The sequence below is a fragment of the Nonomuraea sp. NPDC048892 genome, assembly GCF_040649735.1.
GTDB classification, from domain to species: Bacteria; Actinomycetota; Actinomycetes; order Streptosporangiales; family Streptosporangiaceae; genus Nonomuraea; species Nonomuraea maheshkhaliensis.
The window spans coordinates 463680-486679 of sequence record NZ_JBEZFZ010000007.1 but is presented as its reverse complement, the minus strand read 5'-3'; the positions used below and the strand labels follow the sequence as shown (position 1 = coordinate 486679).

Here is a 23000-nt window from a genome sequence, read left to right as displayed (position 1 = left end):
CCCGACCACTCTTCGCACCCTTATGGTGACTTAAAGTGATCGCTATATCGGTCGAGCTGCTCGGGGGACATTGTGCGGAGAACTCTGGTCACCACCCTGATCACGCTGACGGGCGCCGCGCCCGCGCTGCCCGCGGCGGCCGACCAGCCACCCGCGGCGCCGGCCGTCCTGTCGGCCGAGCAGGCGGCGGCCCCGATCCGGCCCGCGTGGGGCGCCGAGGCGTCGCCGCTGATGCGCCCCGGGAAGGCCGTGCGTTACTGGACGCCGGGCAAACAGGCCCAGGCCACCGCCTCCGACCTGCCCCAGAGCCTGCGGAGCACGACCCAGGAGACCACGGCTTCCCGGAACGCGGCCCCCGGAAGCTCAGCCCTGGGAAACGCGGTCGGAGGGAACGCGGCCCCCAAGAGCGCCACCGTGCGGCACAGCGTGCCCCCGGCCAAGCTGATCACCCCGGGCGGCGACGACAACGGATACGCCCGCATGCGCAGGCCGTACACCGACGCGCCCCTCAGCCGCATCAGCGGCCGGCTCTTCTTCGTCAACGCCGCCGGCAGCGGCGACTCCTGCAGCGCCTCCGTCATCCGCTCCGCCTCCAAGCTGCTCATCGTCACCGCCGCCCACTGCGTGTACGGCGTGCCGGACGACTCCTCGACCGGCCGGTGGCACAGCAACTTCGCCTTCGTCCCCGCCTACGACGGCCGAGGCGCCGGCATACGGGAGCGGGAGCCGTACGGGCGATGGGGCGGCCGGCGGGCGTGGAAGCCCGACGGATACACCGGCACCAGCGGCGGCGACTGGAACAGCGTCTACGACATCGCCATCATCGAGGTCGGCAAGCGCGACGGCACCCTTCAGGACGCCGTCGGCGCCTTCACCCCCATGCTCAACCAGGGCGGCAAGCACACGATCACCACCACCGGCTACCCCGGCCTGCTCGGCAGGAAGCCGTACGACGGCAGGGACCAGCTCTGGTGCCTGGGCAGGACCAGGCAGATCGCCGGCGTCAGCCACGCCGAGCCCATGCTCTCCGCCCGCAGCGCCACCGGGGAGACGGGCCGGGCGGGGCGGCTGGAGACGTACAACTGCCATCTGTTCAAGGGGCACAGCGGCGGGCCGTGGGTCATCAAGGGCACCGGCGACCTGGTCGGCGTGCTGTCGGCGGGCAAAGAGGACGGCGAGGCCGACGGCAACTCCGTCGCCAACGCCCTCAACGTCGAAGGCTACGGCGCGATCGTCAAGCAGGCCGACCCTGACGGCGTCTACGACGCGCTGTCCGTCAAGCTGAGCGGCCCCGCGCGCCCGGTCGCGCGCGGCGGCTCGGCGACCGTCACCGCCACCGTCACCCTGCGCGGGCTGGCCGCCGCCGCCCAGGTGCCGGTCCAGCTCGCGTTCCCGGCCGGCGTCCGCCCCGCCTCGGCCGGCGGGGCCGCCTGCAAGAGCGCGGGCCGGAACGTGGCCTGCACGATCGCCGCCGTCCACCCGGGCAGGCCGGTACGGATCACCGCCCGGCTCGACCTCGCGGACGACGCCGCGCGCCGGCTGCCGATCACCGCCCGCGTCACCTCCACCCGCCTCGACCCGACCCAGCGCGACAACGTCAGCACCTTCCGGCTCCAGACCCGCGCCTGACCACCACCCCTTGGTCAGGCCGGCGACGGGGCGGAGCGGCCCTCGTCCGGCCGGGCCGGCACCGGAGCCGGATCCTTCAACGTCCTGGCCAGCAGCCAGGCCAGGACAGGGAACACCATCAGGCAGGCCAGCGCCATCCTGAGCGAGGACGCCTCCGCCACCGCCCCCACCAGCGGACTGGCCAGCCCGCCCACGCTCACCGCCAGCCCCAGCGTCACCCCGCTGGCCGTGCCCACCCTGGTGGGCAGGAAATCCTGGCCGAGCGTGACATGCAGGGAGAACGGCGCGTACAGGGCGATCGACGAGGCGGCGACGAACACGTACGCCACCGGACCGGGCACGAGCACCACGCCCACGACCGCCGGGACGGCCAGCGCGTACGCCAGCCGCATCGTGCGCACCCTCCCCCACCGCGCCGCCAGCCGGCCACCCAGCACCGTCCCCACCGCCCCACCGGCGAACAGCACGAACAACGCCACCGCCCCCGCCGCACCGCCTCCCATGTAGAGGGCCACGAAGGCGCTCAACCCCACGTACACGACGGAACGGAACACGATCACCAGCGTCAGCCTGACAAAAGACGGCCAGTCGTCACTCCCCGCGGCCGGCCCCCCGACCAGCCCTGCGGCCTTGGCCGCCCGCTCACCCCCGGACAGCGCCCTGATCGCCGGCAGCGTCACCACGGCCCCCAGCACCGCCGGCAGCACCAGGAACGGCGAAGCCCCCAGACCCCACCCCGCCAGCAGCGGCGTCACCAGCACGGGAGCCGAGGCGAACCCCAGCGTCCCGCCCAGCGAGAACCAGCTCATCCGCACGTGACTGCCCTCGCTCGCGATCCGGGCCAGGCGCGCGGACTCCGGATGGTAGGCCGCCACCCCCAGCCCCGACAGCGCCACCGCCAGCCAGGTCAGCACGTACGAGTCCGTCACCCCGCCCGCCGCCACCCCCGCCCCGGCCAGCACCATGCTCAGCGGGATCAGCCACGGCATGCGCCATCTGTCGGTCAGCACCCCGAACAACGGCTGCACGATCGACGACAGCAGCGTGGCGGCCAGCACGATGCCGGACACGGCGACATACCCGTAACCGCGCCCGGCCACCAGGAACGGCACGAGAGCGGGGACCGCGCCCTGGTAGAAGTCCACGGTGGCATGGCCGGCGGCGAGCATGGGGATCCTGTTCACGGTTCCATCGTTCATCAGGGCGCTCTGGCTCGCTTCCGATAAAATGCCAACCCATGCCGGAAATCCGCCACCTGCCGCAAGCGCCCACCGGCCGGCGCCCGCTCGCGCCCGGCGCGGGCATCGACGCGCACCGGCACGACACCCACCAGATCGTGTACGCCTGCCGCGGCGTCCTGTCCGTCACCACCGGCGCGGGCATCTGGGTCGCCCCCGCCAACCGGGCCATCTGGGTGCCGGCCGGAACCGTGCACGAGCACCGGGCACACGGGGACACGGACCTGCGGCTGGTGGGGCTGACCGGCAACCCGCTCGGGCTGGAACGGCCGGCGGTGCTGGTGGTAGGGCCGCTGCTCCGCGAACTGATCATCGCCTACACCGACCCCACCGGCACCCCACCGTCCACCGGCCCATCGACCGGCCCACCCGGCGGGAGCGAGGGCGACGGCGGACGGGAGGGTGACGGTGGGGAGCGGGAGCGGTTGCTGGGCGTGCTGCTCGACCAGCTCAGGCGCGCCCCCGAACAGCCCCTCCACCTGCCCGCGCCCAAGGACTCCCGCCTGGCCGCCGTCTGCGCCCTGCTGCACCGCGACCCCGCCGACAACAGCACCCTGGACCGGCTCGCCGCCCGGTGCGGCACCAGCGACCGCACCCTCGCCCGCCTGTTCAGGGCCGAGCTCGGCATGAGCTTCCCCCAGTGGCGCACCCAGCTCCGCCTCCACCACGCCCTCCTCCTGCTCGCCGACGGCGTCCCCGTGACCACCGTGGCGCACCGGTGCGGGTGGGCGTCGGCGAGCGCGTTCATCGACGTGTTCCGGCGGGCGTTCGGGTACACCCCGGGCCGGGCCTTTACAATGTAGATTCGCTACACTGGGATGTCGTGAGCAAGACGAAAGGCAAGGGCGGCACCCCGGCCACCGTGGCGCTGGCCAAGGCGAAGGCGGAGTTCACGCTCCATCCGTACGAGCACGACGCCTCGGCCCAGGCGTACGGCGAGGAGGCCGCCGACGCGCTCGGCGTGCCGTACGAGCGGATCTTCAAGACCCTGGTCGCCGAGGTCGAGGGCGGGCTCGCGGTGGCGGTCGTGCCGGTGGCGGGCAAGCTCGACCTCAAGGCCCTGGCCGGCGCCCTCGACAGCAAGCGGGCCGCGATGGCCGACGCCGCGAAGGTCGAACGGGTGACGGGCTATGTCGTGGGCGGCATCAGCCCGCTGGGGCAGCGCAAGCAGCTCCCGACCGTGGTCGACTCCTCGGCGCTCGGCTTCGACACGATCTACTTCTCGGCCGGGAAGCGCGGGCTGCAGATCGAGACGGCTCCCGCCAACCTCATCACCCTCACCAGGGCCGTGACCGCACCCATCGGCAAGGCCGGCTGAGCTCACCTCCGCACGGGCGCTCAACGCCGTTCAGCGACGGCCCTCGCCACCCTGTTCAGGACGCTGACGCACCGGCGGCCGGACGACCCGTTCGGGACGGCTCGGAGCCTGTACGGCGGGCCGCTGGGGACGGCTCGGAGGCTGGACGGCGACCCGTTCGGGGCGGCTCGGCGGCTGGGCGACCGGCTCTTCGGGGCGGACGCGCACGGACGGCGGTGACGACACGGGAAGGTCGCTGGTGAGCCACTGCCGCAGCCGCTCCGACCGCCGCGGCCCGGGATCGTCCGTGGCCGAGTGACCGAGCAGCCACTCGAACAGCCGCCGGTGCCGCCGCCCGAACGGCCGCACGCCGCGCTTCTTCCGCTCCTCCTCGGCCAGCGCCTCCTTCAGCCCCGGCGTGTGCCCGCCGCCGAAGCGCGCCATGTTCGGCCCGGGGAACCCGCGCGGCTCCGTACGCCGCAGCGCCGGCCCCATCGACTCCACCCAGATCGGCCCGGGCAGCGACGCCCCCTGCACCGACCCGTACGAGCGGCCCCCGATCTCGACCCCGCGCAGCGGGAACTTGTAGGAGCCGCGGATGTCCCCCACGCTGACCGCCGCCGCCAGGGCGGGCGTGTAACCGGCGAACCAGGCCGAGGTGTAGCCGTTGTTGGTGCCGGTCTTGCCGGCGGCCGGCCGCCCGATGCTCTGCCCCTTCATCGTGCCCTGGTCGAAGACGCCCTTGAGCACGTGGTTGACCGCGTCGGCGATCGGCCGCTCGATGACCTGCTCGCACGAGGGCGGCACGTGCGTACGCCGCCCGTCCCTGCCGATGATCTCCATGATGGCCAGCGGCCGGCAGTAGAGCCCCCTGGCCGCGAACGCCGCGAACGACGCCGCCACCGTCACCGGGTCCATCTCGTTGACGCCCAGCGTGAACGTGGGCACCTCGCGCAGCGGCCCGCCGTCGGCACGCGCGATGCCGAGCTTCTTGGCGGTGCGGACCACGTTGCAGAGCCCGACCTTGCGCTCCAGCATCATGTAGAAGATGTTCACCGACTTCCAGGTGCCGGTCTCGATGCTGTGCGGGCCGCCCGAGCCCTCGCCGCTGGCGTTCAGTATGCGGGTGTCCGGGTCGTTCACGGAGCGGCCCGAGCAGTCGCGGTAGCCCTGCGCCGGCGACATCGCCCCAGGCGTCTGGAAGCCGTCGCCGAAGCGCCAGCCCTGCTGCAGCGCCGTGGCCAGGGTGAACACCTTGAACGTCGAGCCGGCCTGGAAGCCCTGGCCGCCCCCGTGCGCCACGTCGGCGGCCAGGTTGAAGGTGGTCTTGGCGCCGTTCTTGCGGTTGCCGGGGTTGCGGCCGAAGCGCTTGCTGGCCGCCATCGCCCTGATCCGCCCGGTCCGGGGCTCCACCATCGCCTCGGCGGCCACTTCGGTGTCCTCGGGTGAGACGTGCTCGCGGATGGCGCGGTCCGCGGCGCGCTGGGCGATCGGGTCGAGGCTGGTCCTGATCACCAGGCCGCCTCTGGCCATCCTGGCCTGCCGCTCGCGGGCGGTGTTGCCGAAGACGGGGTTCGACAGCAGCTCGCGCTGCACGTACAGGCAGTAGTACGGGTAGTCGCTCTGGGCGCAACCGCCCGGCTCGGGCCTGAGCCTGATGTCCAGCGGCGCGGCCTTGGCGTCCGCCGCCTCCTTCTGGCTGATCAGCTTGAGCCCGGCCATGCGGTCGAGCACGAGGTCGCGCCGCATCTTCAGCCGCGCCTGGTGCGTCGCGCCGAGCGAGGGGTCGGTCGAGTACGGCATGCGCACGGCCCCGGCCAGCGTGGCCGACTGGGTCAGCGTCAGCCGGGAGGCCGAGGTGGAGAAGAACCGCCTGGCCGCCGCCTCCACGCCGTACGCGCCCGCGCCGAAGTAGGCGATGTTCAGGTACCGCTCCAGGATCTCGTCCTTGCGGTACTTCTTCTCCAGCGCCAGCGCGTACCGCAGCTCGGTGATCTTGCGGGCCAGGTTCGGGGCGCGGGCCTTGTCCCGTTCGGCGTCGCTGCGGGCGCTCTCCACCAGGATGTTCTTGACGAGCTGCTGGGTCAGCGACGAGCCGCCCTGCCGGATGCCGCCGGCCTGGGTGTTGGTGAGCAGCGCCCTGAGCGTGCCTCTGACGTCGAGGCCGCCGTGCTCGTAGAAGCGGGCGTCCTCGATCGCCACTATGGCCTGGCGCATCACGGGCGCGACCGAGCCGAGCCGGACGGCCGTCCTGTTCGCCTCGTAGAACTGGGCGAACTGGCGGCCGTCCTTGTCGAGCAGCCGGGTCACCTGCGCGAGCGGCTCCTCGTGCGGGGCGGGCGGCAACTCCACGAACGTGTTCGCGACGCTCATCGTGGCCAGGCCGCCGCCACCGACGACGGGCGCGGCCACGGCGGCCACCAGCACTCCCCCGAGTGCCCCCGCCAGCCCGAGCGTGCCGACCGATCTGAGTAGGCTCACGCTAGTTGATCTGCGACGTCCGGATCAGTGGCAAACGCCCGCTTGGCACCTCTTTACCTGGGCATATTCACCGTTGACGTGTGCCGCGGAGCCCTGGCTTCACTGTTGACGCTTGAGGTTGAGCCCCAGCGAGGCGAACTGCTCGAACGGCCGGTGGTAGCCGCGCTCGATGTGGTGCACGCCGCGCAGCGTGGACGTCCCGTCGGCCACCGCCGCCGCCAGCACCGCCGAGAAGCCGGCCCTGATGTCGGGCAGCGTCACGTCGGCGCCCTTGAGCTTGGACACGCCGCGCACGACGGCCGAGTGGCGGGCGTTGGTGTCGTGGTAGCGGCAGGCCGGCCCGCCCAGGCACTGGTCGAACACCTCGATCTCGCAGCCCATCTTCTGCAGCGCGGGCACGTACACCAGGCGGTTCTCGAAGACCGTCTCGTGCAGCACCGACATGCCCTGGCTCTGCGTGAACAGCACCATCAGCGGCGTCTGCCAGTCCGTCATGAAACCCGGGTGCGTGTCGGTCTGCACGGCCGCCGCGCGCAGGCCCTCGGGAGGCGCCGTGGCGCACACGTACTCGTCGTTGATGTCGAACTGGGCGCCCATCCTGGCCAGCGTGGTGATCGCGGTGACCAGGCGGTCCTGGGGGCAGCCGTGCACGCGCACCTCGCCCTGGGTGACCAGGCCCGCCGCCAGGTACGAGAACGCCTCGATGCGGTCGCCGGTCAGCCAGGTGGAGGCCCCGCGCAGCCGTTCGACGCCCTCGATGACGATCCTGCGGTCGGGCGACAGCTCGATCCTGGCCCCCATCCGCTGCAGGAACAGCGCCAGCTCCACCACCTCGGGCTCCATGGCGGCGTTCTTCAGCACCGTCTTGCCCTCGGCCAGCACCGCCGACATGAGGATCGTCTCCGTCGCGCCCACGCTCGGGTAGGGCAGCTCGATCCGGGTGCCGTTGAGCCGCTTGGCCTTGGCGTAGATGCCGGTGTCGCCCACCTCCACCTCGGCGCCCATCGCGCGCAGCGCCTCGACGTGGAAGTTCACCGGCCGCCGCCCGATCGGGTCGCCGCCGACCAGCGGCACGAACGCCTCGCCCGCCAGGTGCAGGAGGGGGCCGAGCATGAGGATGGGGATGCGGTTCAGGCCCGTGAACGCGGCGGGCACCCGCGGCTCGATCTCAGGTCCCTGCTCGATCCTGATCTCGGTACGGGAGATGTCCACGTTGATGCCGAGGGCCCGCAGCATGGCGGCGGTGATCTCGACCTCGCCCACCTCCGGGGCGTTGTGGATGCTGCTCTCGCCGTTGCCCAGCATGGCCGCGACCATGTGCTTGGACACGCCGTTCTTCGATCCGCGTACTTCGACGTCACCCCGGAGCGGGCCGGAGGGTTCTATGAGCCAGACCTCTTCTGCAATCACGAAATGAGCCTAACCGGGGGATACCATCGAGCTGATTCGGCCGTACATGCGAGGGGGAATGGCGTGACGAGGGAAGTACGCGCTTTTGCGGTAACTGTCCTCACACTCGCCACTCTCGGGGTCGCCGCCGGGCTGCTCTGGTCCGGGCTGACCCCGCGCGCTCCGTACCAGGTCACCGAGCGGGGCACGGTGCTGGCCGACCCCGCCACGCAGGCGCTGATCGCGGCCGACGGCTGGTTCGCGGTGATCACGGGCGGGCTCGGGGTGCTGTGCGGCGGCGTGGCCTGGTTCTGCGGGCGGCGCTGGATGCTCGCCGTGCTGCTGGGGCTGTGCGCGGGCGGGGCGCTGGCCTCCTTTCTGACGTTGTGGACCGGCTCCACGTTCACGATCGGCGCGGTCACGGTCGAGGCCGCCGCGACGCCCGGGGTGAAGGTTGTCCCGGGCGCGCTCAAACTGACGGCCTCCGGCGTGCTGGTGTCGTGGCCGCTGCTGGCCGTGGGCTTCTTCGGGCTGCTGGAGGGCATGCACGGCTACCGCGAGTCTCCGCTGCGGCAGCCGTACGGCGGCCTCGACCCGAGCTGACCCGCCACCCGGAGCTCCTACAGCGGCGGCCGGCGCAGGCCGTGGCCGGTGGCCTGTTCGAACGCCCGCGCCACCCGCAGCACCCTGGCGTCCTCGAACGGCCGGCCCACGATCTGCACCCCCACCGGCAGCCCGTCCCCGGTGAACCCGGCCGGCACGGAGGCGGCGGGCGCGTGCAGGACGCTGATCCAGTACGCCGAGCGCATCCAGGCCAGATAATCGGGCAGCGCCTCACCGTTGATCTCGCTCACGTGAGGATGCTCGACCGGGAACGGCGGCACCTGGCTCACCGGCGCGAGCAGCACGTCGTAGGTGTCGAAGAAGGCCGCCATGCGCTGGTAGAGGCCGCTGCGCGCCACCTCGGCCCGGACCAGGTCGGCGCCCGTGACCATGCGGCCCTGCTCGACGTTCCAGGCGGTGTTGGGCCCGAGCCCGCTCTTGTCGCCGTGGGCGAGCAGGTAGAACCAGGCCCGATAGGTCCGGAACGCCTCCTCGGCGCCGCTCAGGTCCAGCTCCACCTGTTCGACGTGGGCGCCGAGCCGCTCCAGGACGGCGGGCGCGGTCGCGGTCACCTCCGCCGTACGCGTGTCCACGGGCAGCCCGCCCAGGTCGGGGCTCCACGCCACGCGCAGCCCCGCCACGCCCTGCTCGGGCTCGGGCGCGAAGACCTCCTTGATCGAGTACGGCGAGCGCCGGTCGAACCCGGCGATGGCCCCGAGCATCAGCGTGACGTCGTCGACCGTCCTGGCCATCGGGCCGGGCACGGACAGGGTGTACCAGGCGGCGGTCTCGGAGTGGCTGGGCACCCGGCCGGGCGTGGGCCGCAGGCCGACCACGTTGCAGAAGGACGCGGGATTGCGCAGGGAGCCGCCCATGTCGGTGCCGTCGGCCAGCGGCACCATGCCGGTGGCCAGCGCGGCGGCCGCTCCCCCGCTGCTGCCGCCGGCGGACTTGGACAGGTCGTACGGGTTCCTGGTGGCCCCGAACACCTCGTTGACGGTGTGGGAGCCGGTGCCGAACTCGGGGGTGTTCGTCTTGCCCATCGTGATCGCGCCCGCCGCGCGCAGCCGCTGGACGACCACGTCGTCCCGGTCGGGCACGTTGTCGGCGAAGAGCGGCGAGCCGTACGTGGTGCGGATGCCCGCCGTGTCGGTCAGGTCCTTGTGCGCGACCGGCACGCCGTGCAGCGGCCCGGCGGGGCCCTCCCGCCGCAGCGTGGCGTCGGCCACCTCGGCCGCTCGCAGCGCCTGGTCGGCGACGAGGGTGACGACGGCGTTGACGTGCGGGTTGACCTGGTCGATGCGGTCGAGATGGGCTCGGACGACGTCCACCGCGCTCACCTGCCTGGTCCTGATCAGCTGAGCCAGCTCGGTCGCGGTCAGGTAGTGCAGTTCACTCACGCCTGCGATCCTGCCCCACCCGTGCCGGAAGTACGACGGCGAGCCTTGCCCACGAACGACACCCGCCCACAGGCGATCATTGCCCACCGGCCGCCGCGAAGCCGTAAAAGATGATCAAGCGCCCAGGCAGGCGGGACCGAGCAGCTGCTTGAGATCGCCCATCAGAGCAGGAGACGGCGTGACTCTGAGCCGATCGCCGACGCGCATGACGGTCGTCTTAGGGCCGTTGTGCACCTGGAGGTGGACCTCGGACGTGCCCGGGTGCGTCGTCAGGATCTCCTTCAGCCGCCCCACCACCGGAGGCGTGCAGCGGGTCAGCGGCAGGCTGACCAGCAGCGGCCCGCCCGCCTCCCGGGTCAGGTCGGGCGCCGTCACCTCCATGGCGATCAGCTTGGCGACCTCCTCCCGCTTGTCGATGCGTCCCTTGACGAACACGATCGCGTCCTCGGCCAGGATCGTCGAGCACAGCTGGTACGCCGACGGGAAGATCATCACCTCGATGGCGCCCTCAAGGTCCTCCAGCTGGGTCAGCACCCACGTGTCGCCCTTCTTGGTGATCTTGCGCTGCACCCCGCTCAGGATGCCGCCCACGGTCACCACCTGCCCGTCGGCCCGGCTCTCGTCCTGCACGGCCGCGACGGAGCAGTCGGCCCCGGCGGCCAGGATGTGCTCGACCCCGAACAGCGGGTGGTCGGACACATAAAGGCCGAGCATCTCGCGTTCGAACTGCAGCAGCGTGTTCTTGTCCCACTCCCCCACCGGGATCTGCACGTCGAAGGTCTGGTCCTCGCCGCCGTCGATCGCGCCGAACAGGGAGTCCTGGCCGATGGCCTCGTTCTTCTTGATGTCGATGATCGCGTCGACGGCCTGCTCGTGCACCATGACCAGGCCCTTGCGGACGTGGCCGAGCGAGTCGAACGCGCCCGACTTGACCAGCGACTCGATCACGCGCTTGTTGCAGACGATGGCCGGCACCTTGCGCAGGAAGTCCTTGAAGTCGGCGAAGCGGCCCTTCTCCTTGCGCGCGGAGATGATGCCGTCGACGACGTTGCCGCCCACGTTGCGCACCGCCGACAGGCCGAAGCGGATGTCGGTGCCACGCGGGGTGAAGTCGAAGTCGGAGTCGTTGACGTCGGGCGGGAACACCTTGATGCCCATGCGGCGGCACTCGTTGAGGTAGAGGGCCGACTTGTCCTTGTCGTCCTTCACCGACGACAGCAGCGCCGCCATGTAGGCCGCCGGGTGGTTGGCCTTGAGGTAGGCGGTCCAGTACGCGATGAGGCCGTAGGCGGCGGTGTGGGCCTTGTTGAAGGCGTAGTCGGAGAACGGCAGCAGGATGTCCCACAGCGCCTTGACGGCGGCGTCGGGGTAGCCGTTGTCCTTCATGCCCTTCTCGAAGGAGGCGTACTGCTTGTCCAGCTCCGCCTTCTTCTTCTTGCCCATGGCGCGGCGCAGCAGGTCGGCGGCGCCGAGCGAGTAGCCGGCCACCCGCTGGGCGATGGCCATGACCTGTTCCTGATAGATGATCAGGCCGTAGGTGGTGTCGAGGATGTCTCTGAGCGGCTCTTCCAGCGCCGGGTGGATCGGCGTGATGTCCTGCTGGCCGTTCTTGCGCAGGGCGTAGTTGGTGTGGGAGTTGGCGCCCATCGGGCCGGGCCGGTAGAGCGCGAGGGCGGCGGAGATGTCCTCGAAGTTGTCGGGACGCATGAGCCGCAGCAGCGAGCGCATGCCGCCGCCGTCGAGCTGGAACACGCCCAGCGTGTCGCCCTTGGCCAGCAGCTCGTAGCTCTTGCGGTCGTCGAGCGGCAGCCCCAGCAGGTCGACCTTCTCACCCGTGGTCGCCTCGATCATCTTGAGGCAGTCGTCCATGATGGTGAGGTTGCGCAGGCCCAGGAAGTCCATCTTGAGCAGGCCGAGCGTCTCGCAGGTCGGATAGTCGAACTGCGTGATGATCGCGCCGTCCGAGTCGCGGCGCATGATCGGGACGTGGTCGGTCAGCACCTCGGCCGACATGATCACGCCGGCGGCGTGCACGCCGGTCTGCCTGATCAGGCCCTCCAGGCCCTTGCCGAGGTCCATCGTCGCCTTGACGTCGACGTCTTCCTCGTAGAGCCGGCGCAGCTCGCCGGCCTCGTTGTAGCGCGGGTGGTCCTTGTCGAAGATGCCGGCGAGCGGGATGTCCTTGCCCATGACGGCGGGCGGGAACGCCTTGGAGACGCGGTCGCCGAGCGCGTAGGGGTAGCCGAGGACGCGGCCGGCGTCCTTGATGGCGGCCTTCGCCTTGATGGTGCCGAACGTGGCGATCATGGCGACCTTGTCGGCGCCCCACTTCTCGGTCACGTAGCGGATGACGTCGCCGCGCCTGCGTTCGTCGAAGTCGATGTCGACGTCGGGCATGGACACGCGCTCGGGGTTGAGGAACCGTTCGAAGATCAGGCCGTGCGGGAGCGGGTCGAGGTCGGTGATGCCCATCGCGTACGCCACCAGCGACCCGGCCGCCGAGCCGCGCCCCGGCCCGACCGGGATGCCATTCTCCTTGGCCCACATGATGAAGTCGGCGACCACGAGGAAGTAGCTCGGGAAGCCCATCTGCTCGATGATGCCGATCTCGTATTCGGCCTGCTTGCGGTGCTCCTCGTCGTAACCGCCCGGCCAGCGGCGGTCCATGCCCTCCCAGACGGTCTTGCGGAAGAACTCGCTCTCCGTCATGCCCTCGGGGATCGGGTAGGTCGGCATGAGGTTCTTGAAGGCGAAGAATCCGGCCGGATCGACCTTCTCGGCCACCAGCAGCGTGTTGCGGCAGCCCTCGGCCCACAGGTCGGAGGAGTCGACCGCGCGCATCTCGTCGGCGCTCTTGATGTAGTAGCCGCTGCCGTCGAAGCGGAACCGGTCGGGGTCGGACAGCTGCTTGCCGGTCTGGATGCACAGGAGGGCGTCGTGGGAGGCGGCGTCGGACTCGTAGGTGTAGTGCGAGTCGTTGGTCACCAGGGGCGGGATGTTCAGCTCCTGGCTGATCCTGGTCAGCCCGTCACGGACGCGGCGCTCGATGTCGAGGCCGTGGTCCATGATCTCCAGGTAGAAGTTGTCCTTGCCGAAGATCTCCTGGTATTTCGCGGCCGCCCTGACCGCCTCGTCGTACTGCCCGAGCCGCAGCCGCGTCTGCACCTCGCCCGACGGGCAGCCGGTGGTGGCCATGAGGCCCTCGGCGTGCTCGGCCAGGATCTCGGCGTCCATGCGCGCCCACTTGCGCACGAAGCCCTCGGTGTAGGCGCGCGAGGACAGCCGCATCAGGTTGTGCAGGCCCGTCTTGTCGCGCGCCCAGATCGTCATGTGAGTGTAGTAGCCGCCCGCCGAGACATCGTCGCGCTTCTGGTGCGGCTCGCCCCACAGCACCGGCTTCTTGTTGTGGCGCAGCTCCGGCGCGACGTAGGCCTCGATGCCGATGATCGGCTTGATCCCGGCGGCGGTGGCCTGCCTGTAGAAGTCGTAGGCGCCGTGCATGTTGCCGTGGTCGGTGATCGCGATGGCGGGCATGCCCAGGTCACCGACCTGTTGGAACATCTGCTTGAGGCGGGCGGCCCCGTCGAGCATCGAGTATTCGGTGTGGACGTGCAGATGGACGAATGAGTCGCTGGACGACATGGAGCGGCGCCTCCCCGTCTCAAGCCGGTGTGCGATCCGACTTTAGTAGGCCCGGCCGACAATCCGGGGCCGCCCGGCCCGGCCCCCCGCCGGCTCTTCGCGCAGGCCCGGCGGACCGGCGTGCCGGAGCCGCCGCGATCGGCCGCACCGATATCCTCGTGGTCACGTAATGTCATCAAGGAGTCACGCCGTGCGCACGCAGACCGACGAGGGTTACCTGCCCGCCCTGGGCAACCGGCAGGTGCAGATGATCGCCATCGGCGGGGCGATCGGGGTGGGGCTGTTCCTCGGCGCGGGGGGCCGCATGGCCGCCGCCGGGCCGGCGCTCGTGCTCTCCTACGCCGCCGCCGGGGTGGCCGCGTTCTTCGTCATGCGGGCGCTCGGCGAGCTCGTGCTCTACCGCCCTGCCTCGGGCTCGTTCGTCGAGTACGCGGGCGAGTTCATCGGCCCGTGGGCCGCGTTCGCCAGCGGCTGGATGTACTGGATCAACTGGGCGTTCACCGGCATCGCCGAGCTGACGGCGATCGCCGCCTACGTGCACTACTGGGCGCCGGCCTTCCCCCAGTGGCTCACAGCCGTGCTCGCCCTCACCGTCGTCATGACGGTCAACCTGCTGTCGGTGCGGCTGTTCGGCGAGCTGGAGTTCTGGTTCGCCATGCTCAAGGTGCTGGCCATCTCGGTCTTCCTGGTCATCGGGCTGGTGCTGGTGGTCTTCGCGGTGGGGCAGGCGGGGCCGCACAACCTGGTCTCCCACGGCGGGTTCTTCCCGACCGGGTTCCCGCTGGTGCTGATGAGCCTGCAGTCGGTGGTGTTCGCGTACGCCTCGATCGAGCTGGTCGGCATCACCGCCGGCGAGACGGCCAAACCGCGCGAGGTCATGCCGAAGGCGATCAACGGCGTGGTGTGGCGGATCGCGATCTTCTACGTGGGCTCGGTGCTGCTGCTCGGCATGGTGCTGCCGTGGACGTCGTACGAGGCCGGCACGTCGCCGTTCGTGACGGTCTTCTCGGGGCTGGGCGTGCCGTGGGCGGCCGACGCGATGAACCTCGTGGTGATCACCGCGGCGCTGTCGTCGTGCAACTCCGGCCTGTACGCCACCGGCCGCATCCTGCGCTCGATGGCCATGAAGCAGGAGGCCCCCCGCTTCGCCGGCGCGCTCAGCTCCCGGCACGTGCCGATCGGCGGCATCGTGTTCACCGCGGCCATGTTCCTGGGCGGGCTGGTGCTGTTCTACTTCATGCCCGAGCGAGCCTTCAACATCGCCACCGCCGTCGCCTCCCTGGGCGTGATCACCACGTGGGGCGTCCTGGTCTACTGCCAGCTGCGGCTGCGCCGTTCCGGCCACCGCTCGGACTTCCCGATGCCGGGCACGCCCTGGACCAACTGGCTGACGCTGGCGTTCCTGGCCCTGGTGGTGCTGCTGATGCCGTTCGCCGACGAGGACCAGCGGGTCGCGTTCTACCTGGTGCCGTGCCTGTTCGCGGCCATCGCCGTGGGCTGGTGGCGGCGCACCGTCTACCGCCGCCGCGCCCCGGCGCAGGCGCGGGCCGAAGCCTAGCCCGCGCGACACGCCCGCCCCGATGATCGGCTGGGTAGTCTCGATGGCGCGAACAGCAGGAACCGTCATCCGGGGAGGTCGCGCTGGACGAGACGAGACGGAAGATCGTCCGGATCTCGGCGGCGGCCGCCATCGGCGTCGCGCTGGCGCTGGCGTGCCTGCCCCTGGGCGTCTACCCCAGGCTGGCCTGCGCCGTGCTCGACGCGGGCTGCCCCACGACCGCTGAGCCGCGCGGCGACCTGCCGCGGGCGGTGCCGATGACAGCGCTGCAGGTGGCCCAGAGCGGCACTTACGTCGCGCTCGGTGACTCCTACTCCTCCGGGGAGGGCGTCTACGACCTCGACAAGTCGCCGGTCAACGACGGGGCCGCGCGCTGCCACCGGGCGACGGGCTCCTACGTGCCGCTGGTCGCGCGAACCTACAAGTTCGGCGGCGGCACCGCCTTCTACGCCTGCAGCGGCGCCACCACCCGCCAGCTCCTGACCGGCCAGTACGGCCAGCCGCCGCAGATCACCCGGGTCGGCCCGGCCGCCAGTCTGATCACGCTCAGCATCGGCGGCAACGACGCCGGCTTCAGCAAGGTGCTGACCGGCTGCATCGTCAAGATCCCGTGGTCGTCGGCCTGCGTCGACCAGGACGCCGCCGTACGCAAGCGCATCGAGGAGTTGCGCACCGACATGGGCAAGGTGCTGCGTGAGCTGCGCGTGCGCGCCCCAGGGGCCCGCGTCATCGTGCTCGGCTACCCCCGGCCCTTCCCCGAGCACCCGGTGGCGAGCGTCGACAACATGAGCGTGGCCGACCAGCGCTGGATCAACGGCATGACGCGGCGGCTCAACGACACGGTGGGGGCTGCGGTGGCCGAGTTCGACCGGGCCATCGCGGCGTTCGGTGCGCCGGGCAGCGCCGAGTACGTGGACGCCTACGAGGCGTTCTCGGGGCACGAGGTGGGGCAGCCGCAGCCGTACCTGAACGGGCTGGCGGTGAACATGGAGGAGCTGACGGTCAACGCGCGCAGCTATCACCCCACGGGTGACGGCTACCGCCGCTTCGCCGACCTCATCACCAAGCAGGTCGCCGCAGGCCCGGGCCGCCCGATGCACAACTACCGCCTGGTCACCCCCGGCCCCGCCTGACCACCGTCGCGTTCCTCGGCCAGGTGCAGGCCCGCCTCGATGATCGCGTTCATGATCGGGGCCAGTCGCGCCTCGCCCAGCGTGGGCGCGCGTACGGCCATCCGCGCGACCAGGGCGCGCTCCCTGTCGAGGTCGCGCCCCGCGAAGCCGCCCACGGGCTTGATCCGCTGCACGGTGCCCGCCAGCTCCGCCCGCCGTTCCAGCAGCGTCGCGAGCGCGGCGTCCAGCCGGTCGATGGCCTGGCGGCACTCCGGCAGGGTGGCCGGCGCCTCGTCCCTGAGCAGCGCGCCCACCAGCACGACCGCCTCCTCGGCCACCAGCCGGTCAGCGCCCGTCCCCGTGCTCGTCCGTGCGTCCGGTGAGCTCGCCCCCACACCCGTACCCTGAATGGGGGTCGGGTCCGGAGAGCCGACGATGAGGCCGTCGGCGCCGGCCGCGACGGCGGCGGCCGACAGGCCGACGTCGGCGGAGACGTCGGCCAGCACGGGACGCCCAGAGGCGACCTTGGCCGCCCGCATGAGCCCGAGGTCCGGCCGGCCGCCCTCGCAGAGGATCACCTGGCCGTCACCCTCGGCCGCGCAGTAGTCGGCCAGCTCCAGCCACTCCGCCACGGAGGCCTCCCGCCGCCGCTCCACCACCACGGGCAGCCCGAGCCCCGCCGCCGCGCGCACCAGCGGGATGTCGCGCGTCCACGACGCCCCCACCACCACGGCGTCCGCGTGCTCGGCGATCGCCGGCAGGTCGTCGGCGGAGTACGGCTCCACGAGGGTGGCCCCCTCGATCGCCTGCCCACGCCGCGCCCGCAGGCTCACCCGGCCGCCGATCACCACGGCGGGCCCCTCGCCCACGAGCAGCCCGCCCACCGGCACCGCGCGCCGTTCCAACGTCGATGACATCCCGACTCCCTGCTCGGCCGGCCCCAGGAGCCGGCGGGACAACGAAAAAGGCAGAGACCGGTGTCTCTGCCTCGGGCCGACTCCAGGTGGTCGCTAGCCTGCGACCGGCTCTCCCGGAGCCGGCTCGGTAAACGCGTAGCGACGGCAAGTCATATCTGAACCCTACACCCCCGTCTCCACCTGCTGGGCAGCACATCTCGTATGGCGGACTGTCCTTCGCGCGAGTCGCCGTTGATCCCTGCCTATGGGAGTATTTCTTGGCCTAGAGGAGGGTTTGAGGCCGTTGATGTCGGATCGCAAGCAGGACGGACGCCGCATCGCCGGCCGCTACCAGCTGCAGGAACCCATCGGCAGGGGCGGAATGGGCATCGTGTGGCGAGCCTACGACGAGCTCCTGGACCGCACTGTCGCGGTCAAGGAGGTCAGGTACGCCGCCGCCCTGGGCGAAGAGGTGCAGCTGCTGAACCGGCGCACAATGCGCGAGGCGAGGGCGGCGGCCAGGTTCGAGCATCCCAACGTGATCGTCGTTCACGACGTGATCGAGGAGGACGGCAGGCCCTGGATCGTCATGCAACTCGTCCAGTCACGCTCCCTCGGAGCCGTGATCAAGCAGGATGGGCCGTTGCCGGCCACGCGGGTGGCGGAGATCGGCCTGGCCATGCTCGAAGCCCTGCACCGCGCCCATGAGGCGGGCGTGCTGCACCGCGACGTCAAACCCGAGAACGTGCTGCTGGCCGACGACGGCCGGGTCGTGCTCACCGACTTCGGCATCGCCACGCTGGAGACCGAGACGCAGCTCACGGTGACGGGCCTGGCCGGCACGCCGGCGTTCATCGCGCCCGAGCGGCTCAAGGGGCTGCCCGCGCGGCGCGAGTCGGACCTGTGGTCGCTCGGCGCCACGCTCTACACGGCGGTGGAGGGCCGCTCGCCGCACGAGCGCGGGATGGCGCTGGCGACCATGCACGCCGTGCTCACCGACGAGCCCGACCCGGCGCAGAACCTGGGCCCGCTCGAAGGCGTGATCAACGGGTTACTGAACAAGGAGCCGGTGCAGCGGCTGACGTACGAGGAGGCGCAGCGCATGCTGCGCGGCGCCATCGCGCAGGCGAGTGCGCCTCCGACCGCCCAGTTCCCGGCGGCGCAGGAGCTGCGCGTGCCCGCCCCGGCGCAGCCGAAGCGGGCCGTCGCCGCGACCGCGCCGAAGCGGCCGGCCAAGGCCAGGCGCCCGTACGCGCCGGTCGAGGACGACACCCCGACCGATCCGAACCTGCTCCCCTCGGCGCCGGAGTCCGAGCCGGTGGCGCCGCCCGAGACGGGTGCGCGCATCCCGCGCCCGCCGGCCGCGCCCTCGCGCCAGGAGACCGCCTCCACGGTGGAGTCGGGCCGGCCCGAGCAGCAGCGCAAGGCCGGGACGGTCATCGCGGCGGCCGTGGCGGTCGTGCTCGTCGCCGGCATCGGCGGCTACCTCGGCCTGCGTTCGGCCCCCGACGAGCCCGCCCAGGACACGGACACCTCCGCGGCGACGGGCGTGACCGGGTCCCCGGCGCAGTCGTCGCCGGGGACGGCCTCCACCCCGCCGCCCTCCCCTTCGGAGACGGCCAAGGAGCCCAGCCCGAGCCCGTCCACGAGTCCGGCCACGAGTCCGCCGGCCAGCCCGTCCCCCGGGAAGAAGAGCCCGATGGACGCGGCGAAGGCCGCGCTGCCCTCAGGGTGGAAGATGTACACGGACAAGAAGCTCGGCTTCTCGATCGGGCTGCCCCCGAAGTGGGACGTTCTGACGCGCAGCGGCAGGCAGGTCAGGTTCAAGGGCCCGGGCGCGGCGTCCAACGCCTACGTCATGATCGAGCAGGCGGCCAAACCGGGCAAGGACCCGTACAAGGACTGGAAGAAGCAGGAGCCGCGACTCAAGAACGGCTTCGGCGGCTACAAGAAGATCGGCATCAAGAAGGTCGAGGGCTTCCACAAGGCCGCCGCGGACTGGGACTTCACCTGGAGGACCAACACCGGGCTGACCCGCGTCCGCGACCGGGGCTTCGTCACCGAGAACGGCAAGGCGTACGCGATCTACTGGCACACGCTCAACAGCCACTGGAAGTCCGACTACGACTTCTTCGAGGGCTTCTGCGCGACGTTCGTGCCCGCCAAATAGACTGCGCGGCGTGCACGTCAGCAAGCGCTACCGACTGATCGAGCCGCTCGGCGAGGGCGGCATGGGAGTGGTGTGGCGAGCCCACGACGAGTTGCTCGACCGTACGGTCGCGATCAAGGAGGTCCGCTACACCGGTGTCGGCGACGCCAAGCGGGCCGAGCTGAACCGCAGGACCATCAGGGAGGCCAGGGCGGCGGGCCGCCTCGACCACCCCTCGGTCGTCGTCATCCACGACGTCGTGGAGGAGGACGGCCGGCCGTGGATCGTCATGCAGCTCGTCCGCTCGCGGTCGCTGGCCCAGGTGATCGGCGAGAGCGGGCCGCTGCGTGAGGGCCAGGCCGCGGTGATCGGCGGCCGGGTGCTCGACGCGCTGCGGGCCGCGCACGCGACCGGGGTGCTGCACCGTGACGTCAAACCCGAGAACGTGTTGCTGGCCGACGACGGCCGGGTGGTGCTCACCGACTTCGGCATCGCCACGCTGGAGACCGAGGCGGGGCTGACCGCGACCGGCGGGCTGGTGGGCACGCCCGCCTACATGCCGCCCGAGCGGCTCAACGGCGAACCGGCGCGGCCCGAGTCGGACCTGTGGTCGCTGGGGGCGACGCTGTACGCGGCCGTCGAAGGGCGGCCGCCGTACAAGCGCGACTCGTGGGCCGCGACGGTGGCGGCGGTGCTGCGTGACGCCCCTGAGCCGCCGGTGCGGGCAGGGGCGCTCGAACCGGTCATCATGGGGCTGCTGCGCCGCGACCCCGCCGCGCGGATGCCGGCCGAGGAGGCCGCCAGGCTGCTGTACGCGATCGCGTCCGCGCCCCGGCCACCGGCGGCGTCCGACCTCCCCTGGAGGGACGAGCCGGGCCGGCAGACGAGCGGCCGGACGGGCAATCCTTCGGGCGGCCACACGAGCGGTCCTGCGGGGGGCCGGGCGGGTGGCCAGGCAGGCGGCCAGGTCGGCGGCCAGGTCGGCGGCCAGGTCGGCGGCCAGGTCGGGCATCGCGGATATGACACGCACGGGTCCGTCCCCTCCGGCGGCGGGGTGCATCCGACGCTGCCCAAGCAGCGGCCGGCCGGGCGGGCGAAGGCGCTGTGGATCGGCGTGCCCTCGGCGCTGGCCGCCGTGGCGGCGCTGGGCACGGCCGGCGTGCTGCTGTCCGACCGCTGGTCCGCGCCGCGCGCGACCCCGGACCCGACGCCCACGTCCGGCCAGGTCACCACCACGCCCGACGCCACCCCTGAGCCCACCCCGACCCGTACCCCCACGCCTGAGCCCACCGTCACGCGCACGCCGCTCCCGGCGGGCTGGAGTTCCTACAGCAACGCGGCGGGCCGCTTCCGCATCGCCCTGCCGCCGCGCTGGCAGGCCAGGAAGGACCCGGAGCGCGACAGCATCCGCGTCACCGGCCCCGGTAGCCCGGGAGCGCTGATCGTGGAGTGGACGGTCCCCGACATCGCGTGGGACGACCCGGTCGAGCACTGGGCCGGCCTGGAGCGGGAGATCAGGGCGAGGGGCGAGTTCTCCGGATATCGGCGGATCGGCATCAGGCCCACCGGCTACCTCGGTCTGCGGGCCGCCGACTGGGAGTTCGTCAGGGTGCGCGGCGGCGAGACGATCCACGTGATCAACCGCGGCTTCCACACCGACGACGGCCGCCCGTACGCGCTCTACTGGGAGACCACGCACGCCCGGTGGAAGCAGGACCGGCACTACTTCGACACGTTCGCCAGGACGTTCAAGCCGGCGCGATGAGTCCGCCCGAGCGTGAGCAGGCCCGGTTCTGGCGGCATCCGGCGGTGCCGGAGACCGACCTGCTCAAAGCCCGTTATGTCACCCACCGCTTCGCCAGGCACGCGCACGACGGCTACGCCATCGGCCTCATCGTGTCGGGGGTGGAGGAGTTCGACTACCGCGGCACGCTGCACCGGGCGAGCGCGGGCGAGATCGTGCTGGTCAACCCCGACAGCGCGCACACCGGGCACGCGGGGGTGCCGGGCGGGTGGGCGTACCGGATGCTCTACCCGTCGATCGGCGCGCTGGAGGCGATCGCCGCCGAGCTGGGCGCGCCCGCGGGCACGCCGCACTTCCCCGCGCAGGTGGCGCGCGACGACCAGGTGGCGCGGCTGCTGGCACGGGCGCACGAGGCGGCCGAGCGGGGCGACGCGCTGGCCGCCTCGACGCTGAGCCGGGCTCTGTTCGCCCGGCTGCTGACCCGGCACGCCGCGCCCAGGCCGCCCGGGGGCGGGCCCGCCGAGGGTCCTGGAGCGGTCCGTGAGGCGCTCGATCTGCTGCACGAGAATCTGGTCGACCCGCCGACGCTGGACGTCCTGGCGGGCGCGGTGGGGGCGCGGCCGTTCGCGCTGCTGCGGGCCTTCAAGGCCGCGACGGGGATGCCGCCGCACGCCTACCTGATCTCGCTGCGGGTCCGCCAGGCGGGCCGGCTGCTGCGTTCCGGCGTACGGCCCGCGCAGGTGGCCGCCGAGGTGGGCTTCACCGACCAGGCGCATCTGAACCGGCACTTCAAACGCATCATGGGCGTGCCGCCCGCCGCGTACCAGCGGGCTGCAGGATCGTACAAGACCGGGACATTTCCCTCCGCCTAACCTCGGGTGGCATGGAAGAGACAACACACCGCTCCGCCGCCGTGCGGGACGGTCTCGGCGTCGGCCTGGCGGTGGGGCTGTCCGGCCTCGCCTTCGGCGCCGCGGCGATCACCGCGGGCCTGTCGGTGCCGCAGGCGTGCGTGCTCAGCCTGCTGGCGTTCACCGGGGCCTCGCAGTTCGCGCTGACCGGCGCGGTGGGCGCCGGCGGCGACCTGGCCGCCGCCGCGCTCGGCGCGCTGCTGCTCGGCGGCCGCAACACACTGTACGGCCTGCGCCTGGCCGACCTGCTCCGGGTCCGCGGCCCGCGCCGCCTGCTGGCCGCCCAGGGCGTCATCGACGAGACCACGGCCGTCACGCTCGCCCAGCCGACCCCCGAGGCCGCCCGCACGGGCTTCGTGACCACGTTCGCCAGCCTGTACCTGACCTGGAACCTCACCACGCTGGCCGGCGCGTACGGCACCTCGTCCCTGGGCGACCCCGGCGTGCTGGGCCTGGACGTGGTGGGCCCGGTCGCGTTCCTCGCCATCCTGTGGCCCCGCCTGAAGGCCGGCGGCGAGCTGCCCGCGCTGGCCGCCGGCGCGGCGGTGATCGCGCTGTGCGCCACCCCGTTCTTCCCGCCGGGCGTGCCGGTGCTGCTGTCGGCCGTGGCCGTTCTGGTGGTGATGGCGCGATGACGCTGTGGTGGGCGATCGCCGTGGTCTGCGCGGGCTGCTACGCGCTGAAGCTGGCCGGACTCGCCGCGCCGCGCAAGGTGCTGGACCATCCGATGGTGCGCAGATTCGCCGAGCTGGTGCCGGTGGCGCTGCTGGCGGCGCTGATCGCGGTGCAGATGTTCACGGAGGACGGAGCGCTGCGCTTCGACCCGGCCCGCGCGGCGGGGCTCGGGGCGGCGGTCGTGGCGCTGCTGCTGCGCGCTCCTTTTCTGGTGGTTCTGGCGGCAGCGGCGGCTGTTACGGCGCTTGTCCGGATCGTTCTTGGGTAGTCGCGGTG

General features: G+C 71.9%; 17 protein-coding genes. 11 read left to right on the top strand and 6 right to left on the bottom strand.

Annotated features, from left to right (window positions below; translation table 11 throughout):
* The first annotated feature begins 72 nt into the window (after positions 1–72).
* On the top strand, positions 73–1629 hold the full coding sequence (locus AB0C28_RS26290; protein ID WP_358078054.1) for a trypsin-like peptidase domain-containing protein: 1557 nt from the start codon (positions 73–75) through the stop codon (positions 1627–1629).
* A gap of 14 nt (positions 1630–1643) precedes the next feature.
* On the opposite strand, the gene AB0C28_RS26285 is transcribed toward AB0C28_RS26290, so the two are convergent.
* The gene (locus tag AB0C28_RS26285) at positions 1644–2813 is read right to left on the bottom strand and encodes an MFS transporter (protein WP_358078051.1); all 1170 of its coding nucleotides are present in this window, start codon (positions 2811–2813) and stop codon (positions 1644–1646) included.
* Between the two features lie 53 nt (positions 2814–2866).
* Between AB0C28_RS26285 and AB0C28_RS26280 the strand changes: the two genes are divergently transcribed.
* Together AB0C28_RS26280 and ybaK are read left to right on the top strand one after the other, a co-directional pair.
* Positions 2867–3670 (top strand): helix-turn-helix transcriptional regulator, encoded by an 804-nt coding sequence (locus AB0C28_RS26280; protein WP_357852342.1) that lies wholly within the window; start codon positions 2867–2869, stop codon positions 3668–3670.
* A gap of 20 nt (positions 3671–3690) precedes the next feature.
* The gene (gene ybaK / locus AB0C28_RS26275; protein ID WP_346111775.1) at positions 3691–4185 is read left to right on the top strand and encodes a Cys-tRNA(Pro) deacylase; all 495 of its coding nucleotides are present in this window, start codon (positions 3691–3693) and stop codon (positions 4183–4185) included.
* Between the two features lie 30 nt (positions 4186–4215).
* Here ybaK and AB0C28_RS26270 read toward each other — a convergent pair whose 3' ends face one another.
* Entirely contained in the window at positions 4216–6645 is a 2430-nt protein-coding gene (locus AB0C28_RS26270; protein WP_358078048.1) for a transglycosylase domain-containing protein, read from the bottom strand.
* 99 nt (positions 6646–6744) lie between these two features.
* Positions 6745–8055 (bottom strand): UDP-N-acetylglucosamine 1-carboxyvinyltransferase, encoded by a 1311-nt coding sequence (gene murA, locus AB0C28_RS26265; RefSeq protein WP_357852335.1) that lies wholly within the window; start codon positions 8053–8055, stop codon positions 6745–6747.
* Positions 8056–8118: 63 nt separating this feature from the next.
* On the opposite strand from murA, the gene AB0C28_RS26260 reads away from it, so the two are divergent.
* Positions 8119–8637: a hypothetical protein gene (locus AB0C28_RS26260; RefSeq protein ID WP_357852332.1), complete on the top strand. Its 519-nt coding sequence runs from the start codon at positions 8119–8121 to the stop codon at positions 8635–8637.
* A gap of 17 nt (positions 8638–8654) precedes the next feature.
* Here AB0C28_RS26260 and AB0C28_RS26255 read toward each other — a convergent pair whose 3' ends face one another.
* Together AB0C28_RS26255 and dnaE are read right to left on the bottom strand one after the other, a co-directional pair.
* Positions 8655–10037 (bottom strand): amidase, encoded by a 1383-nt coding sequence (locus AB0C28_RS26255; RefSeq protein WP_358078045.1) that lies wholly within the window; start codon positions 10035–10037, stop codon positions 8655–8657.
* A gap of 114 nt (positions 10038–10151) precedes the next feature.
* The gene (gene dnaE / locus AB0C28_RS26250) at positions 10152–13679 is read right to left on the bottom strand and encodes a DNA polymerase III subunit alpha (RefSeq protein ID WP_357852327.1); all 3528 of its coding nucleotides are present in this window, start codon (positions 13677–13679) and stop codon (positions 10152–10154) included.
* 190 nt (positions 13680–13869) lie between these two features.
* Here dnaE and AB0C28_RS26245 point away from each other — a divergent pair, with 190 nt between their 5' ends.
* Together AB0C28_RS26245 and AB0C28_RS26240 are read left to right on the top strand one after the other, a co-directional pair.
* Positions 13870–15237 carry an amino acid permease gene (locus AB0C28_RS26245; RefSeq protein ID WP_357852324.1) on the top strand — a complete coding sequence of 456 codons (1368 nt, stop codon included), beginning with the start codon at positions 13870–13872 and terminating at the stop codon, positions 15235–15237.
* 194 nt (positions 15238–15431) lie between these two features.
* Positions 15432–16370 carry an SGNH/GDSL hydrolase family protein gene (locus tag AB0C28_RS26240; RefSeq protein ID WP_357852321.1) on the top strand — a complete coding sequence of 313 codons (939 nt, stop codon included), beginning with the start codon at positions 15432–15434 and terminating at the stop codon, positions 16368–16370.
* On the opposite strand, the gene AB0C28_RS26235 is transcribed toward AB0C28_RS26240, so the two are convergent.
* Entirely contained in the window at positions 16340–17266 is a 927-nt protein-coding gene (locus tag AB0C28_RS26235; RefSeq protein WP_357852318.1) for a chorismate mutase, read from the bottom strand. The genes AB0C28_RS26240 and AB0C28_RS26235 overlap by 31 nt on opposite strands.
* Positions 17267–17552: 286 nt before the next feature.
* Between AB0C28_RS26235 and AB0C28_RS26230 the strand changes: the two genes are divergently transcribed.
* The 5 genes from AB0C28_RS26230 to AB0C28_RS26210 are packed head-to-tail and all read left to right on the top strand — an operon-like array spanning position 17553 to position 22992.
* Complete coding sequence (locus tag AB0C28_RS26230; protein ID WP_357852315.1) at positions 17553–19415, top strand: protein kinase; 1863 nt, start codon at positions 17553–17555, stop codon at positions 19413–19415.
* Between the two features lie 10 nt (positions 19416–19425).
* On the top strand, positions 19426–21159 hold the full coding sequence (locus AB0C28_RS26225; protein ID WP_358078042.1) for a serine/threonine-protein kinase: 1734 nt from the start codon (positions 19426–19428) through the stop codon (positions 21157–21159).
* Positions 21156–22010, top strand: coding sequence for an AraC family transcriptional regulator (locus tag AB0C28_RS26220; RefSeq protein WP_358078039.1), 855 nt, complete (start codon positions 21156–21158; stop codon positions 22008–22010). Before AB0C28_RS26225 ends, AB0C28_RS26220 begins: the two co-directional genes overlap by 4 nt.
* A gap of 11 nt (positions 22011–22021) precedes the next feature.
* Complete coding sequence (locus AB0C28_RS26215) at positions 22022–22684, top strand: AzlC family ABC transporter permease (protein WP_357852306.1); 663 nt, start codon at positions 22022–22024, stop codon at positions 22682–22684.
* On the top strand, positions 22681–22992 hold the full coding sequence (locus AB0C28_RS26210; RefSeq protein WP_357852304.1) for an AzlD domain-containing protein: 312 nt from the start codon (positions 22681–22683) through the stop codon (positions 22990–22992). The genes AB0C28_RS26215 and AB0C28_RS26210 overlap by 4 nt, the downstream gene beginning before the upstream one ends.
* The last annotated feature ends 8 nt before the right edge of the window (positions 22993–23000 follow it).